Source organism: Pseudomonas syringae (assembly GCF_021606685.1).
Taxonomy (GTDB): Bacteria; Pseudomonadota; Gammaproteobacteria; order Pseudomonadales; family Pseudomonadaceae; genus Aquipseudomonas; species Aquipseudomonas syringae_R.
In genome coordinates, this window is record NZ_WKCB01000050.1 from 1 (window position 1) to 16813 (window position 16813).

Sequence of the window (16813 nt, forward strand, 5' to 3'; positions counted from 1 at the left end):
GCAGTTGGTTGCCGGCGTTGACGTAGTCGGCGCCCTTTTGGGTCAGGACGACGTTGTTGCCGTCGAGGGCGTAGTAGCCGTCGGTGTTGCTGTTGCCCGTGAAGGAGATGGTCAGGCCTTCGCGTGGCGTCTCTTCATCGGTCGCGGTGAAAGTACCGGCAACCGTACCGAGTGCGGCGGAGTTTTCTTCCAGGGTGTTGGCGACGACTTCAATCACCGGCACGTCGTTGTGCAGGTTGACGGTCGGCTGGCCGGAACCATTGGAATTCGCGCCCGATGGATCAGTAACAGTCAGGTCGATTTTTGGCAACTGGTTGCCAGCGTTGACGTAGTCAGCACCCTTCTGAGTCAGCACAACATTGTTGCCGTCGATGGCGTAGTAGCCGTCGGTGTTGCTGTTGCCCGTGAAGGAGATGGTCAGGCCTTCACGCGGCGTCTCTTCGTCGGTCGCGGTGAAAGTACCGGCGACGGTGCCTGTAGCGGCGGAGTTTTCTTCCAGAGTGTTGGCAACGACTTCAATCACCGGCACGTCGTTATGCAGGTTGACGGTCGGCTGGCCGGAACCCGTGGAGTTCGCACCCTGAGGGTCAGTGACGGTCAGGTCAATCTTAGGCAGTTGGTTGCCAGCGTTAACAAAGTCAGCACCCTTCTGAGTCAGCACAACATTGTTGCCGTCGATGGCGTAGTAGCCGTCCGCGTTGCTGTTGCCAGTAAAGGAAATCGTTAGGCCTTCACGCGGCGTCTCTTCGTCAGTCGCGGTGAACGTCCCGGCAACAGCGCCCGCAGCGGCAGAGTTCTCTTCCAGCGTATTGGCAACCACTTCAATCACCGGCACATCGTTCTGCAGGGTCACGGTCGGTTGACCAGTGGCAGTGGAGTGCTCGCCAACGGGGTCAGTAACCGTCAGGTCGATCTTAGGCAGTTGATTGCCAGCGTTAACAAAGTCAGCACCCTTCTGAGTCAGCACAACGTTGTTGCCGTCGATGGCGTAGTAGCCGTCGGTGTTGCTGTTGCCCGTGAACGCAATGGTCAGGCCGTCACGTGGTGTTTCTGCATCAGTGGCGGTGAACGTACCGGCGACCGTGCCCGCTGTTGCGGAGTTTTCATTGATCGTGGCCGGCGCGATGCTGATCACCGGCGCATCGTTAACCGGTGTCACCGTCACGTTCAGCGTGCTGCTCGATCCGGTGTTGGTGGTGTAGCCAATCGTTGGCACTTCACCGTTGTAATCCTTGACCGGCGTGAAGGTGTACGCACCATTCGCTCCGATGGTAATGGTGCCAACCCCGTCGATCGTGGCGGTATCACCGGCTTTATAGCTGGCATTACCCACGTTGAAGGTCGCAACCGTTAATTCGTTGTCGATATCACTGTCATTGCTCAACACATTGCCAGTCGCGACGCCGTCTTCGGCGATCGTGTTGGTATCAGCTACCAAAACACTAGGATCATCTACAGCAACAACTGTGGAATTCGCCGCCGCCGGATTGATGGCCAGGTTTTCGTAGTTACCGCCGGTCGCGCTGGTGATGGTGGCGCTGACGGTGAGGTCTTTGCCGTCGGCCAGGTTGGCAGGGGTGTCGACCGTGACCGTGCCGGTGGTTTTACCGGCTTCGATGGTGATGGTCTTGTCGTTGGACAGCTTGATCACCACGTCGGTCTGGGCCGCATTGGTCACGGTCGCGGTGTAGACGATCTGGCCGCCTTCATTCACCGAAGCGGTGGCGGTCAGCGTGACGGTAGTGGTGTCGATGGTGTCCGCGACCTGCGTAACAGCCGGCGTCGGGTCGGTGGTGATGATCAGGTTGCCGCCGCCGGAAGTACCGCTAATGGTGGCGGAGATCGACGAGGCGTCCAGGTAAGGCGTGTCATTCCCGGCGAAGGTGACATTCAGCACGCCCGAGGTCTGGCCGGCGGCGATCACTACGGAGAGGCCGTTGGAGAGGGTAACGGTCAAGTCGCTGGTCGGCGCCTGGGTAATGAATACGGTGTAAACGACGACGCCGCCAGCTTCGGTAATGGTCGGCGTTGCGGTCAGGGTGATGGTGACATTACGCGGGTCGACGCCGTTATTGTCGGCACCCGCAGTATCGAGGGTGTTAACCGCATCACCGGCGTTCAGGCCGGTGGTCGGGTAGCCAATGGTGGGGTCGACCACGCCTGCGGTGGCCTCCAACACGACAAAGCTGTGGCCGCCGCCCACGGCGCCATCCGAGCCGGCGGCGGTTTGGCCGGCAGCGGTGGCTTCAAGGTCTTGGGTCGGGTCGGCGCCGGCAGCGATGGCTTGCTGCAGTTCGGCAACGGAAGGTGCAGCCTGGGCAGTCGCGGCGCTGAGGTCGGTGACCGAATCAGGAGCGTCTGCGCTCCACTGAGTGTCACGCCCCAGGTCGATGGTGCGGCCGTCAGCCAATTCCAGAGAGACAGCGCCCGATGCGCCGGTATCGACCTGCTCGCCCGCGAACAGACGATCCCCTTCTACAAGCAGGCGACGAATCCCTTCCGGGGAAACCGCGAACACTTGACCGACAATGCTTTTGACGACCGCAACGCTGCTCATAAAAGACTCTCCGTGTATTACCGATAAGGGGGTATCCATCATGGAGACCGGCCTCATTACCTATGCCGATTCGATAGCTGGAGTACTAAAATAACGTGATAATTTTGGCGTCAATAATTTGTTGTTTGAATCGGCAAATTACTTTTCCGTCAAGGTATTGACCTATTTGGCGCCATCCTAAACAATCCGCCGGGTAATGTCACATTGATATTTATTCGGCCAACGACTTTCTGTTTGGACTACCAGGTCCCTATGACAAGCAGTCATTTCGGTTGCCAAATCCAATGCAAGATTTCACGTTTGTTGCGTTTTTAAGGCAACCAATCCCGGGGATACACCAGAATGCGTTTGCACCTTTTTAAAGCAGTGCCGTTTGTTCTCGCCGCCAGTTTCGTCCAGGCTCAAACCCTGACGGAGGCGATGCAAACCGCTGTGGAAAACCACCCGGAGATCCAGGCAGCTATTAATGCGCGCATTGCCGCCGACTATCAGGTCAGAGAAGCCCAGGGCGGCTACCTGCCTAAACTCGACGTGTTGGGCGGTTACGGCCGTGAAAGCTCCGACAACACCTCGACCCGGGCCGCCAGCAACAGCCATGACTGGAAAACCTTGAACCGTGGCGAATCGACCGTTCGCCTTCAGCAAAATTTGTTCCAGGGTTTTGGCACCATCAATGAAGTCGGCCGCCAACAAGCCACCGCCAATTCCCGTGGGTATGCATTGCTCAATACCTCGGAGCGCACCGCCCTGACCGTCGCCCAGGTTTACCTGGATGTCTTGACCCGCCGCGAGATGGTGAACCTGGCCCAGGACAACCTGAAAAGCCACGAACGCATTTTTGACCAGATCAAACTGCGCACCAGCCGTGGCGTCGGAAGAATGGCGGACATGGACCAGGCCGAAGCCCGATTGGCTCAAGCGCAAAACAACCTGATCACCGAGCAGACCAACCTCGCAGACGCCAATACCAATTTCCTCAGCGTGGTCGGCACAGAGCCTGACCAGCTGGAACGGCCGATGGGCGTGGTGACCGAGCTGCCTGCCAGCCTGGATGAAGCACGTCGCCAGATGATCGCCGACAGCCCGGTACTGCGCTCGGCCGAATCGGATATCGCCGCGGCCGAGAAGCAGTACGAAGCCGCCAAGTCGACCTTCTACCCGCGCTTTGATGCGGTGCTGCAACGCTCCGCCAACAACAACATCGGCGGTGAAGAAGGCCATGACAATGGCTACTCGGCGATGCTGAACATGCAGTTCAACCTGTACAACGGCGGCAGCGACAAGGCCAGCCTGCAGTCCAAGGCCTCTCAGGCGACCCAGGCACTGGATATCCGCAACAACGCACTGCGCCAGCTGAACGAAGAATTGGGCCTGGCGTGGAACGCCTTCAACAATGCCAGCCAGCAGGTGCCGATCGCGCAGCAATACGTGGACCGCAGCACCAAGGTGCGTACTTCATACCAGCAGCAGTTCAGCCTGGGTGAGCGTACACTGCTCGACCTGCTCGACAGCGAGAACGAACTGTTCACCGCTCAGCAGCGCTTGGCCCAGATCAAAAGCCTGTACATCTATACGCAGTACCGTATCAAGGCCGACATGGGCCAATTGCTGAGAAGTCAGGGCGTGGTTGCCCCGATGGCATCAGTTGTGCAAAACGATATTAAACCGTCGGTAAACCTGCCAGGGATGAACTGATTCTTGACGGCGTTGAACCTCAAAACCGTTTTAAGAGAGAGTCAGCTTGGATCCTGAAATTGGTTTGGCGCAACTTAACCATGACCCGCGCACTCAGCACGACGACCCACTGCTAGATGGGTTGTTGGCTCTCTGCTCGCTGCATTACAAGCCTGCCAGCCGGGCGATGCTGACCACCGGCCTGCCCTTGGCGGGGCAGCGCCTGAGCGCCGATTTGCTGCCTCGCGCAGCAGCCCGGGCGGGTTTGCAGGGCCGTTTGCTGCAGCGCAAGCTGGAGCAGATCCCGTCCATCGCGTTGCCAGCCTTGCTGCTATTGAAGGAAGGCCGCAGTGCCGTGCTGTTGAGCTGGGTGGGTGATAGCGCCCGCCTGTTGCTCAGCGAAAGCGACGGCGGCGAAGTGCAGGTCAGCCGTGAGGCATTGAGTCAAGATTACAGCGGTCGGGTTTTCTTCGCCCAACCGCAGCATAAATTTGACGTCACCAGCGGCACGCTGATCCCACGCGCCCGCTCGTGGTTCAAGGACACCCTCAAACGCTCGCGCTGGCTGTATGCCGACGCGATCGCCGCCAGCCTGGTGATCAACCTGATCGCCCTGGCCGCGCCGCTGTTTGTGATGAACGTGTACGACCGCGTCGTGCCAAACCAGGCCACGGCCACCCTGTGGGTGCTGGCCATCGGTATCTGCGGCGCCTACCTGTTCGACCTGCTGCTCAAGAGCATGCGTAGCCTGTGCCTGGACCTTGCGGGCAAGAAAACCGACCTGATCATTTCCGCGACGCTGTTCGAGCGCATCGTCGGCATGTCGATGAAAATGCGCCCCGCGCGGGTCGGCAGCTATGCCTCCAACATTCACGAGTTCCAGGGCATGCGGGACTTCCTCACGTCCCTGACCCTTGCCAGCCTGATCGACCTGCCCTTTACCCTGATCATCCTCGGGGTGATCGCGCTGCTGGGGGGCCACCTGGTGTGGATCCCTATCGTCGCTTTCCCGCTCGCGCTGGGTATCGGCCATTTCCTGCAAAAGCCGCTGACCGCCACGCTTGAGCGCACCATGGCCCTGGGCGCCGAACGCCAGTCGAGCCTGATCGAAACCCTCGCCGGGCTGGACGCGGTAAAGGTCAATAACGCCGAAAGCGAGCGCCAGTACCAGTGGGAACAAACCATTGGCACGCTCAGCCGCCTGGAACTGCGGGTCAAGGTTCTGTCTGGCCTGGCGATGAACATCACGCTGCTGATCCAGCAAGTGGCGGGCGTGGCGATGATCATCTTCGGCGTGTACCAGATCATTGATGGCACCCTGAGCATGGGCGGCCTGGTGGCGTGCTACATGCTCAGCGGTCGTGCGCTCGGCCCGCTGGCGCAGCTGTCGGGCCTGCTGACGCGGTACCAGCAAGCGAAAGTGACGATGGTATCGGTTGACCAGATGATGGAGCTGCCGCAGGAGCGCAACTTCGACGAGCGCCCCCTCAGCCGTAAATCGCTGCAAGGCGCGATGACGTTCCGCGAAGTCGACTTTACCTACCCGAACCAACAAAACCTGGCCCTGCGCGGGATCAACCTGAACGTTCGGCCCGGCGAAAAAATCGGCATCATCGGCCGCAGCGGCTCAGGTAAAAGCTCGCTGGCCAAGCTGTTGGTGGGCCTCTATCAGCCGGACTCCGGCTCGTTGCTGGTGGACGGCGTAGACATCCGCCAGATCGACGTCAGCGAACTGCGCCACAACATCGGCTACGTCGCCCAGGACATCCAATTACTGGCCGGCACCCTGCGCGACAACCTGGTCTCAGGCGCGCGCTACGTAGACGACGAAATGGTGCTGCAGGCTGCCGAGCTGGCCGGCGTGCATGAATTTGCCAGGCTGCACCCGCAAGGGTACGAGCTGCAAGTGGGCGAGCGCGGGCAAAACCTGTCCGGTGGCCAACGCCAAAACGTTGCCCTGGCCCGTGCACTGCTGCTGAACCCGCCCATCCTGTTGCTGGACGAACCCACCAGCGCCATGGACAACACCGGCGAAGAACGCCTGAAACAGCGCTTGCAGAGCGTTATCGAAAACAAGACGGTGATTCTGGTCACCCACCGCGCCTCGCTGTTGAGCCTGGTGGATCGCTTGCTGGTGATAGACCGTGGCCAAATACTTGCGGACGGTCCAAAAGCGGCCGTTATGGAAGCGCTGAAAAAGGGGCAGATCAGTGTTGCTTAAATCTGGCCCAGGCCATTGGAAAGACGTCATCTTCCGCTACTTCAAGGGCAGCGACTCCCTCGACGATCAGCCATTGCCCGAGGTCGAGAAGGCACTGATCGACGACGCACCGCGCATCGTCCGCCTGACCATCTGGGCCGTGATCGGCTTCTTCGTGTTCCTGGTGCTGTGGGCCCACTTCGCGATTATCGACGAAGTGACCAAGGGCGAAGGCAAGGCGATCCCATCGTCACGCATCCAGAAAATCCAGAACCTGGAGGGCGGCATCGTCGCCCAGATCTACGTGCACGAAGGGCAAATCGTCGAGGCCGGCGCGCCGCTGATTCGCCTGGACGACACCCGCTTTGCGTCCAACGTCGGCGAAACCGAAGCCGACCGCGTGGCCATGGAACTGCGTGTGGAGCGCCTGAGCGCAGAAGTCGACAACCGCCCGCTGAACATCACCGACGAAGCGCGCAAAGCCGTGCCCAACCAGGCGTCGAACGAAGAGTCGCTGTACCTCAGCCGCCGCCAGCAACTGGCCGATGAAGTGGGCGGGCTGCAACAACAGCTGTTGCAACGCCAGCAGGAGCTGCGCGAATTCAGCTCCAAGCAGGACCAATACCGCAACAGCCTGAACCTGCTGCGCCAGGAAATCGGCATGTCCGAACCGCTGGTGCAACAGGGCGCGATCTCGCCAGTGGAAGTACTGCGCCTCAAGCGCTCGGAAGTTGAAACCCGCGGCATGCTCGACGGCACCACCCTGGCCATCCCCCGCGCCCAGGCCGCCATCAACGAAGTGCAGCGCAAAATCGACGAAACCCGCGGTAAATTCCGCAGCGAAGCCTTGGCCCAGTTGAATGAAGCACGCACCCAACTGAGCAAGGCCCAAGCCACCTCCAAGGGCCTGGAAGACCGCGTCAGCCGCACCATGGTCACCTCCCCCGTGCGCGGCATCGTCAAGCAGATGCTGGTCAACACCGTCGGCGGCGTCATCCAGCCCGGCAGCGACATGGCCGAAGTGGTCCCGCTGGACGACACCATATTGGTGGAAGCCAAAATCCGCCCACAAGACATTGCCTTCCTGCACCCTGGCCAGGAAGCCATGATCAAATTCACCGCCTACGACTACACCATTTATGGCGGTCTCAAAGGCAAACTCGAACAGATCGGCGCCGACACAGTGATGGACGAAGAGAAGAAAAACACCTTCTACATCATCAAACTGCGCACCGACCGCAGCCACCTGGGCACCGATGAAAAACCGCTGCTGATCATCCCCGGCATGGTTGCCTCGGTCGACATCATCACCGGCAAGAAAAGCATCCTGAGCTACCTGCTCAAGCCAATCATCAAATCCCGTGCAGAGGCCATGCACGAGCGCTGATCACCGGTAAAAGCGCGGAGAATCGCGAAAACTTGGGTTTTCGCAAAAATAGTCAGATTTCAGGGGTTTACAGAACCTTTGCAGTCGCTATAATCGTCGCCCTAACACGCCGGTATAGCTCAGTTGGTAGAGCAACTGACTTGTAATCAGTAGGTCCCGGGTTCGACTCCTGGTGCCGGCACCATACGCAGTAACGAAAAAGGCTCACCGAAAGGTGGGCCTTTTTTGTGCGCGGTCGATTTTCGGTAGGCGCTGCCAAAGGCTGCGAAGGCGTCATCCAACATAAGAAGAACAAACCCCGAACCTGGTTCACTCTGTAGGAGCCGAGCTAGCTCGCGATAGCGATCTCAAGCAATCGAGCAACAACAAGCATGAACGTCGTTACAGCATCCAGTCAGGCGCATCCAAAGCCACCCATTAAATCTCGCTACTGGAATCGCCTGCGAGCAACGACGGATCAACCGAACAGCATGCGTTGCCAATGGCTTTCACCCAAAATGGTTATCGGCGCTCCCGCATCGCGAAGCTCCACTGCCTTCATGATCTTGTTGCCGTAAGTGCTGTGACGTCATTGCTCGTTACCGACGCTGCCAACGACCAAGAGTCCTGGCCGGATCGCACACCCCCCGTCAACGCCACCTTCGTCACGCGAAAGTTATCCAAACACCTATCGCTGAACGCTGGCAGCTCAACGCCACCCTGAGGTCAAAAGCCGATAATCACGCGTCGCCCCAAGCAGCACGGCGATGAATAGTCGTTAGAATTTGGCTCGCAGGGTAACTGTGAAGTTGCGTGGGTCACCGTAGAAGTTGTTGTAGTTGTTGTACTGCACGGTCTGATAGTACTTCTTGTCGAACGCGTTATTCAGGTTGTACTGCAACTCGTAGTTTTTGTTGAACTCGTAGACCGCATGGACGTTGGCAATTGCATAACCGGACTGTTCAACCCGGAAGGCGCCTGTTTCTTCGTACATGTGGGTCTGCGCCAGCAAGCTGCCGCCGATGCGTACATTGTTGACGGGGGCCGGCAAGCGGTAGTCGGTAGAAAGCTTGAACAGGTGACGCGGGATATAGGTCGATGCTGCAGAACCTTTGTTGGCACCGCCGGCATACTTAGGTGCGCTGTAGGTGTAGCCGGCCGATACGTTCCACTCTGGCAGAAGTTCACCGTAGGCTTCGACATCAATACCTTTGGTGCGGATTTTTTCCGAGGCTTTAAAGCAGCTCAGGACACCTGCACTGCAAGGGCTGGTCGTCTCGGCAACGCCGGTCAGGTCGGTCTGGAACAGCGCAACCGAACCGCCGAAACGTTTGTCCAGGGTCTCGCCCTTCAGGCCGATCTCGTAGTTGCTGCCGGTGGCCGGGTCCAACAATGAACCGTCGGCATCAACGTTGTTCTGCGGCTTGAAGATTTCGGTGTAGCTTGCGTAGGCCGAGAAGTTTTCGTTCAGGTCCTGAACAATACCGGCGTAGGGCACCACATTGCCGTTCTTGGAATACTCGCCCTTGACGCCGATCAGGTCAGTCGTGGTTTTGTACCAGCTGACGCGCGAGCCGAGGATGAACTTGGTCGAGTCGGTCAGGCTCAGGCGCGTGGCCATGTAGGCACCTTCCTGCTCGGTGGTGTAGTTGTACTTCCACTGACTGTAATTGATGTTCGGCGCCGGTGGGTTGAAGCTGCTCAGGTCATTGACGTCGAAGATATAGCTGTAGCTGGCATCACGCCCGCCGTGGTAATCAAAGTCGTCGTGGCGTGCGTTGATACCCAAGATCAGGTCGTGCTGGCGACCCAACATCTGGAACGGCCCGCTGAGGTAGCCGTCAACGCTGGTCTGGGTGTCGTCGTAGCGGAAGCCGCGAGGGTTGAGGGTGAACGCGCCAGGGCTGCCGGCGACAGGCCAGGTGTAGTTGGCCAGGAAATCGGACTTGGCCCAGATCTGGTTGGCCGACAGCACCAGTTTCCAGTCGTTGTCGAACCGCTTCTGGTAGTCGGCAAATACGTTGGTGTTGGTTTTGTTCAGCTTGGCCCAGTCAGCCGTCAACGCGGTGGACCGCGAGAGCGGGTAAAAGGTGCCCTCGGCCGTGGTCGGCAAGCCGCTCCAGTCGTAACCCGGGTTGCGGTCCTTCTGATAGCTGAAGCCTACGGTCACCATAGAAGTGTCATCCAGGTCGGCTTCGAGGATGCCGTAGACCAGGGTATTTTCCTTCTCGGCTTCATCGCGATAGCTATGGCCTTTGCTGTAGGCCACCACGGCGCGACCCCGCAGGGTGCCGGCATCGTTCAGCGCGGAGCTGGCGTCGACGGCATTGCGGTAAGTGTCCCAGGAGCCCATCGACGAGGTGATTTGGACCTGTGGCTCTACGGTCGGGCGCTTGCGCACCAGGTTGATAGCCGCCGAGGGGTTGCCAGCGCCTTGCATCAGCCCGTTGGCGCCGCGTACGACTTCAATGCGGTCGTACAGATCGGTGTTGGGCTTGGAGATGGCGTCCAGCGAATAGGCGTTGGCGATGTTGGTGGGAACGCCATCGATCTGCAGCGTGTCGATCTGTTGACCGCGAGCGTAGTAGTTCGAGCGCTCCGACCCGTTCTTGGTCAATGTGACACCGGTGGTGCTGGTCAGCACGTCATCCAGGTTGACCAGGTTTTCGTCTTCGATGCGCTGACGGGTGACCACCGTGACGGACTGCGGTGTCTCACGAATCGACATCGGCAACTTTGTGGCGGTGTTGGTACTGCCCGTGGTGTAGGAGCGGGTGCCTTCAGTAGTTTCGTCCTGGGCTCGACCATTCACACTGGTCGTACCCAACTCCAACGCTGCACCGGAACTGACCGCCACGAGCACATACCCACCGTTGGCCTGACGCTCTGCTTGCAGCCCGCTGTTGGCGAGCAGGCGCTGCAGACCTTCGTCAACGCTATATGAGCCCTGTAGCCCAGGGGTCGTAAGCTGGCGAGTCTGCTCTGTGTCAAAGGACAGCGTCACGCCGGCTTGCACACCAAACTGGGTCAGCGCACTGCCCAGGGGGCCCGCCGGGATAAGGTAGGACGCTTGCGTCTGCGCCACGGCCTGAGCGGGGACCAACGCCAAGCCGCAGACGCTGGCGGGCGTCAGGCCATACAAGGACAGACGCACTGCGTAAGTCAGTAAAGGGATTGCTTTGAGGTGACGCGGGTGCATTAACTGATCCTTCCGTTGTGATGGCAGAACCCGCTGTAATCGCGGCTTATGTCATTGACGGATGAGAATCAAAATCAGCAAGGCGCGCGCTGAATATTTCCAAGAAGGCTTACGCCGGCTCGACGTTCGCCCAGTAGCGGGTCAGGTAACGCACCTTGACCGGTAGGGACTTGCTCAGGTTTTCCAGCACCGTGTCGGTGTCATCAATACGGAACGCACCGGAGACTCTCAGATGCTGTAGCGAGGCGGCGCAGCGCAATACGCCAGGGCGATAGCGTGCCAATTCGTTGATGAAGTCCCCTAGAGGCCAGTCATCCACGCTAAGCATGCCCTGCACCCAGGCATCCGAGTCGGAGAGCAATGGCCGGATGGCGCCCACGGTGGCACTGCCGAAGGTCAGTTGTTGCCCGGCCTCGATACGCAACGGCTGATTCGGGAGTTGCTGCGGGCGCACTTCGACAGCCGATTGCAACACGCCAACCCGCGTCTGATCAGGCAGTTGGCGAACACTAAAACGCGTCCCCAAAGCCCGGATGCTGCCGTTTTCCGTCTGTACGATGAATGGACGCTGCGCAGGATCCTTGGCGGTCTGAATCAAGATTTCACCTTGGTACAACTGAATCAGCCGCACGCCCGAATCAAAACGAATGTCTATTGCGGTGTTAGTGTTTAACTCCAGTTGCGAACCGTCGTCCAGCCGGCGTGAACGGCGTTCCCCACTGCCGGTGCGTTGCTGGGCGAGCATGGCGTGATAGGGCAGTTGCTCACTGGCCAGCCAAGTGACGCTTCCAGCAGCGAGTAGCAGCCCGAGTATTTTCAACACATGGCGGCGTTGTGCTTGTGCAGCCCCCAAGCTGGACAACGCGGCCCGCTGTGGAATTTCCGCCCATTGTTGTTGAAGTAGTTCGACTCGCTTCCAGGCTTTGGCGTGTTCGGGGCTTGCATGTAGCCATGTTCGCCACTCCTGGTTTCTACGCTCGTTTGTTGAGCCGTCATTGAGCAGTACATACCAAGTGGCAGCAGCTTCCAGCACTTTGAAGTCTGGGCTGCTCATTCGCTTTCGACTAACAACAGGCAGCGTGTCATGGCACGGATCAGATGATTTTTGACCGTGGTAACCGACACCCCGAAGCGCTCGGCAGCCGCTACATAGCTAAGCCCTTCGAGCTGTACTGCGAGGAAAATCTCCCGCGTGCGAGTACCCAGTTCATCCAGAAGGATGTCAACCTGGACAAGCATTTCGATAATGGACAAACGTATCTCCGGTGAAACTTCAACCGGTTCTGGTCTCTGCGCGAGGGCGAAAAGATAGGCATGCTCAATAGTGCGGCGGCGTGATTTATCGATAATCAAGGAACGAGCAATCGCACTCAGGTAGCCGCGCGGCTCACGAATAGGAGCAGTATCACGCGCAGTCATTACCCGTAAGAATGTGTCTTGGGCCAGGTCAGCAGCATCCGCTGCGTTGCCCAGTCGAATCCGCAACCAGCCCCTCAGCCAACCGCTGTGTTCACTGTAAAGCTGATGAAGAGCCGCAGAATCAAGCGTCGACATAAAGATGAAACCAGCTGGCGAATGGGAATATATCTCATTGTCAGCAGGCGATCAGCTTTATGCAAGCAACTCTTGCGAATTGGGCTGCAGGCTTATGTGGCTCAAGTCCGGGCATTAGTGCAGGACGCGTTCGAGGGTCTTGGTGAACTCGGCGCTGACCTGGGCTTTTTGCTCCGGGGTAACGCCGTCACGGGTGATGCGCAGGCTGACAAAGGTCATGTGTTTACAGGTTTCTGTCTTCCGCATGAGCAGCCAACCGCCGCGAGGCAGGCGCGCAGGCATAAAAAAACCCCGAACAAGTCGGGGTTTTTTATCGCCTTGAATCAGGCGCGACGCCGGATCAATTAGAAGACGTTGATCGGGTAGTCAGCGAACAGGCGCAGTTCGTTACCGCCAATGTTGTACTTGTCAGCATTGCTGGAAACGCGCAGCCAGGACGCACGGGCACGCAGGCTCAGGTCTTTGGCTGGGCCGCTCTGCACGACGTATTTGACCTGGTTGAAGATTTCGCGCTCGGTGCCATTGCCGCGGTTGGAACCGTCGTCAATGTTGGTGCCGCGCACGTAGGCGATGTTGTAGCTCAGGCCAGGCACGCCGAAGGCGCTGAAGTCCAGGCCGTAGCCTGCTTGCCAGGAGCGCTCGTCCTTGCCGTTGAAGTCGGACCAGTAGGAGTTGGCCAGCAGGATGGTGTTGCCACCGTCGCCGATGCCGCTGTCCTTGTTGTCCTGGTGGTAACCGCTGTACAGGTAGCCGGTGTCACCGGTGCTGCGCTGGTGAGCGACGGTGAAGCTGTGCGGGCCAACAGCCCAGGTAGCCGCCAGGCTCCAGATTTTGTTGTCGCGGGCGTCTTCATCACCTTGGGTCAGCTGGGCGAAGCTCTTGTCCAGCTTGGTTTTGTAGCCGTTGAAGTCAAAGGTCAACGATTGTTTCTCTGGCAGCGCCAGCACGTAGTTCACGTTGACGTATTGTTTCTTCAGCACGTCCTGCATGTCGGAAGCGTAGAGCGCAGCCGACAGGCTTTCGGTGAATTTGTAGCTGCCGCCGAGGTAGTCGATGCTCTTGAGGTGGCCGCTGTCGCTGCCCTCGGCGCTCTTGCGACCTTGCTTGGTGAAGTGACCGGCGTCCAGTTGCAGACCTTCGATCTCTTTGGAAACGATCGAGGTGCCCTCGTAGGTTTCCGCCAGCAGACGGCCGCTGTCGTAGCTCAACACGGGTACAGCTGGAAGCTGTTGACCGTATTTCAACACGGTGTTGGAGATGCGCGCCTTGACGGCTGCGCCGCCTTTGGCCAGGTCGTTGGCTGCCGAACCGCTGTCGCCCTTCTTGAAGAAGTCGATGCCGCCGCCGCCGCTGCGACCTTTACCGCCGTCCAGACGGATAGCGTATTGGCCCAGTACGTCCACACCGACACCGATGGTGCCTTGGGTGAAACCGGACTCGAACTTGCCGATGAAGCCTTGACCCCACTCCGCTTTATCCTGGTTGTGGTTTTTGTAGTCACGGCTGATGTACGCGTTGCGTGCTGCGATGTTCAGGTGGCTGTCTTCAACAAAACCCTTGGATTGCTCCTGGTCGTTAGCCATTGCTGTCGATGCGCTCAAAATCCCCAGAGCGATCAGACTCATCCGTTGCTTCAACATTTCTTATATTCCTTATTACTGGTTGAGTACGCTCTACAACACCAGGCTCCGTATTGCTTTCTGGTGTCGACTTTTTCCGAGAAAAAGAAAGCCCGCGGGACGACTTAACATGCCGCGGGCCTTTTTTTATTGGATGAGTCATGGCGGTTAGCCACAGGCGTTGGGCGCAATCCTAGTCGCGCGTTGAACTATGTGTCAATTTCGTGAATCGTCTGTATTTAGGCGAAATGATTCTAAGCAAAAGCCGACAGCCTTTCTGAAAACGACCGAAATCGTTGTTTCACGACCTCAAAAACACATCTAGTAACATATTTCAAAGTCGATACATTTGGGAATACATAACGCGCGCAAATGCAAAGCATTACTATTAACGTGCTTTTCACCTCCCCAAATAATCCGGATACATTCACCCATGCCTGCCCCCCGACTGACGCCCATCACCCTTGGGTTTTCTGTTCTGCTGTCTGCCGGTTTCAGCTATGCGACCACCACCTTGCCCGAAACCTCGATCAGCGCCGACGCTGATGAGGATGATCCACGCGTCAAGGAAACCAGCACCGCCACCCGGACTGCCACGCCCGTGCGTTATGTGCCCCAGGCCATCGACTCGGTGAAGACCGAAAGCCTGCGTTCCTACGGTACCAACGACCTGGGCCAGGCCTTGAGCGGTATCCCCAACGTGAGCAGCGGCGCCGACACGCGTTTCGACAGTTTGCGCATCCGTGGTTTCGAGGCGAGCAATGACTTCTACCTCGATGGCATCCGCGACGACAGCCAGTACGTGCGCGACCTGCATAACATCGAGCGCATCGAAGTGCTCAAAGGCCCGGCGGCGGTACTTTACGGGCGAGGCGGTCAAGGAGGGATCGTCAACCGCGTGAGCAAACTGCCTACGGCCGGGCATAAATCGAGCATCGAAGCCCAGGGCGGCAGCAACGATTTGCGCAGCCTGTATGCCGACCTCAGCACCGACCCTACCGACACCATCAGCCTTCGCCTGAACATGGGTAACCAGGACAACAACAGCTTTCGCGATGGCGTCAGCGGCAATCGCCAGCTGTTTGCACCGTCCATGAGCTGGCAACTGACCCCGGACCTGAACTGGCTGGTGCAATACGAATACAGCCGCTACAACCGCACGCCGGACCGTGGCATCCCTGGGGTCAACGGCCGCCCGGCGGACGTGAGCCGCGGTACTACCTACTTTGATAACCGCGATTACATCGACGACAAAACCCAGTCGCTGCGCTCCAAGCTGGCCTACGAACTGAATGACAACTGGCAGCTGCGCCAGACCCTGGGCGTGTTCAAGCTCAACAGTGACTTCGATAACACCTACCAGACCGGCTACAACCCGGCGACCAACCGCGTCACGCGCCAACACTGGCAACAGGACCTGAACACCCTCAACCTTTTCAACAACGTCGAACTGGAGGGCGGCTTCAGCACCTATGGCCTGGAGCACCGCCTGCTCACCGGCCTTGAACTGGGCCGCCAGCGTCGCGACCCCAAGTTGTACAACGCCACCGCAGTCAGCCGCGGCGGCCAGGCCGTACCGGACCTGGACCTCAACCAGCCCAATCGTAACCTCAGCCATACCGGGCCGATGAGCGTATGGAGCAACAACCACACCCAGGTCGATAGCCGCGCCCTGTACGTGCAGGACCAACTGCGCCTGAACGATCAATGGCAAGTGTTGGCCGGCCTGCGCTATGACCGCTTTGAAGTGGACACCAAGAACAAGCTGCTCAACACCCGGCAGGCCGTCGAGAGCCATAGCACCAGCCCGCGTTTCGGCTTGGTGTGGACGCCCTTGGAGCACCACTCGTTCTACGCCTCGTGGAGCAAGACCTTCTCCCCGGCGGGTGGCGGCTTGATCGGTATCACCCCGAACGCCGCCGGCGGCGCCAACGACCTGAGCCCCGAGCTGACCAAGCAAAAGGAAATCGGCGTGAAGAGCGACTGGCTCGACGACCGCCTCAGCACCACCCTCGCCGTGTATGAACTGGAACTCTACAACCGCCGCACCAGCGACCCGCTGGACCGCACCATCACCCTGCTCACCGGCGAACAACGTTCACGCGGCATAGAGCTGACGGCGACCGGCAAGGTCATCGACAACTGGTATGTGCGCGGCGGTATCGGCTTGCAGGATGCCAGGGTGCAGAAGGACAACAATGGCTTTGAAGGCAAGCGCGTCAGCGACGTGGCCAAGCGCAATGCCAGCCTGTTCATTACCTGGAAACCGGAGATGGGCTGGTACGCGGAAACCGGGCTGACGCTGGTGGGCGACCGATATGCCGACAGCCTCAACACCGTGGTGCTGCCGGGCTACGGCCGTTGGGATGCCTTGGCCGGGTTCCGTCAAAAGGACTGGGACCTGAGGGCGGCCCTGAACAATATCGCAGACAAAACCTACTACGCGTCGGCGACCAGCGTGGCGCAGATTCAGCCGGGTGAGCCGCGTAGCCTGGTGGTGACAGGCACTTACAGCTTTTAACGCCTGACTCGACCCAATGTGGGAGCGGGCTTGCTCGCGAAGTCGGTGGATCAGTCATACATCCAAAACTGACGAACCGCATTCGCGAGCAAGCCCGCTCCCACATTTTTGATCCAGGTGTTC

General features: G+C 58.8%; 9 protein-coding genes, 1 tRNA gene and 1 pseudogene. 5 read left to right on the plus strand and 6 right to left on the minus strand.

Annotated elements, in window-relative coordinates:
- On the minus strand, positions 1–2557 hold a 2557-nt coding region (locus GIW02_RS18435; protein WP_236421973.1), incomplete at its 3' end, for a retention module-containing protein.
- A gap of 342 nt (positions 2558–2899) precedes the next feature.
- Between GIW02_RS18435 and GIW02_RS18440 the strand changes: the two genes are divergently transcribed.
- The 4 genes from GIW02_RS18440 (at position 2900) to GIW02_RS18455 (ending at position 8002) form a co-directional block, all read left to right on the plus strand.
- Positions 2900–4252, plus strand: coding sequence for a TolC family outer membrane protein (locus GIW02_RS18440; protein ID WP_236412766.1), 1353 nt, complete (start codon positions 2900–2902; stop codon positions 4250–4252).
- A gap of 46 nt (positions 4253–4298) precedes the next feature.
- On the plus strand, positions 4299–6452 hold the full coding sequence (locus GIW02_RS18445; RefSeq protein WP_236412774.1) for a type I secretion system permease/ATPase: 2154 nt from the start codon (positions 4299–4301) through the stop codon (positions 6450–6452).
- Complete coding sequence (locus GIW02_RS18450; RefSeq protein ID WP_236412776.1) at positions 6442–7818, plus strand: HlyD family type I secretion periplasmic adaptor subunit; 1377 nt, start codon at positions 6442–6444, stop codon at positions 7816–7818. The genes GIW02_RS18445 and GIW02_RS18450 overlap by 11 nt, the downstream gene beginning before the upstream one ends.
- 108 nt (positions 7819–7926) lie before the next feature.
- Positions 7927–8002, plus strand: a tRNA-Thr gene (locus GIW02_RS18455).
- A 573-nt stretch (positions 8003–8575) separates the two neighbouring features.
- On the opposite strand, the gene GIW02_RS18465 is transcribed toward GIW02_RS18455, so the two are convergent.
- The 5 genes and pseudogenes from GIW02_RS18465 to GIW02_RS18485 all read right to left on the minus strand — a co-directional run bounded on the left by GIW02_RS18465 (position 8576) and on the right by GIW02_RS18485 (position 14190).
- Positions 8576–10996: a TonB-dependent receptor gene (locus GIW02_RS18465; protein ID WP_236412778.1), complete on the minus strand. Its 2421-nt coding sequence runs from the start codon at positions 10994–10996 to the stop codon at positions 8576–8578.
- A 109-nt stretch (positions 10997–11105) separates the two neighbouring features.
- Positions 11106–12050 (minus strand): FecR domain-containing protein, encoded by a 945-nt coding sequence (locus GIW02_RS18470; protein ID WP_236412787.1) that lies wholly within the window; start codon positions 12048–12050, stop codon positions 11106–11108.
- Positions 12047–12550: a sigma-70 family RNA polymerase sigma factor gene (locus tag GIW02_RS18475; protein ID WP_236412789.1), complete on the minus strand. Its 504-nt coding sequence runs from the start codon at positions 12548–12550 to the stop codon at positions 12047–12049. The genes GIW02_RS18470 and GIW02_RS18475 overlap by 4 nt, the downstream gene beginning before the upstream one ends.
- A 117-nt stretch (positions 12551–12667) precedes the next feature.
- Positions 12668–12769: pseudogene (locus GIW02_RS18480) on the minus strand (tautomerase family protein); the annotation flags it as partial.
- Between the two features lie 125 nt (positions 12770–12894).
- Positions 12895–14190, minus strand: a complete 1296-nt coding sequence (locus GIW02_RS18485; protein ID WP_236412791.1) for an OprD family porin — start codon at positions 14188–14190, stop codon at positions 12895–12897.
- 412 nt (positions 14191–14602) lie between these two features.
- On the opposite strand from GIW02_RS18485, the gene GIW02_RS18490 reads away from it, so the two are divergent.
- On the plus strand, positions 14603–16690 hold the full coding sequence (locus tag GIW02_RS18490) for a TonB-dependent siderophore receptor (RefSeq protein WP_236412793.1): 2088 nt from the start codon (positions 14603–14605) through the stop codon (positions 16688–16690).
- Positions 16691–16813: the final 123 nt, after the last annotated feature.

Coding starts and splice junctions, on each gene's coding strand:
- GIW02_RS18440 (WP_236412766.1), top strand. CDS start 2,900: ATGCGTTTGCACCTTTTTAAAGCAGTGCCGTTTGTTCTCGCCGCCAGT.
- GIW02_RS18465 (WP_236412778.1), bottom strand. CDS start 10,996: ATGCACCCGCGTCACCTCAAAGCAATCCCTTTACTGACTTACGCAGTG.
- GIW02_RS18470 (WP_236412787.1), bottom strand. CDS start 12,050: ATGAGCAGCCCAGACTTCAAAGTGCTGGAAGCTGCTGCCACTTGGTAT.
- GIW02_RS18475 (WP_236412789.1), bottom strand. CDS start 12,550: ATGTCGACGCTTGATTCTGCGGCTCTTCATCAGCTTTACAGTGAACAC.
- GIW02_RS18485 (WP_236412791.1), bottom strand. CDS start 14,190: ATGTTGAAGCAACGGATGAGTCTGATCGCTCTGGGGATTTTGAGCGCA.
- GIW02_RS18490 (WP_236412793.1), top strand. CDS start 14,603: ATGCCTGCCCCCCGACTGACGCCCATCACCCTTGGGTTTTCTGTTCTG.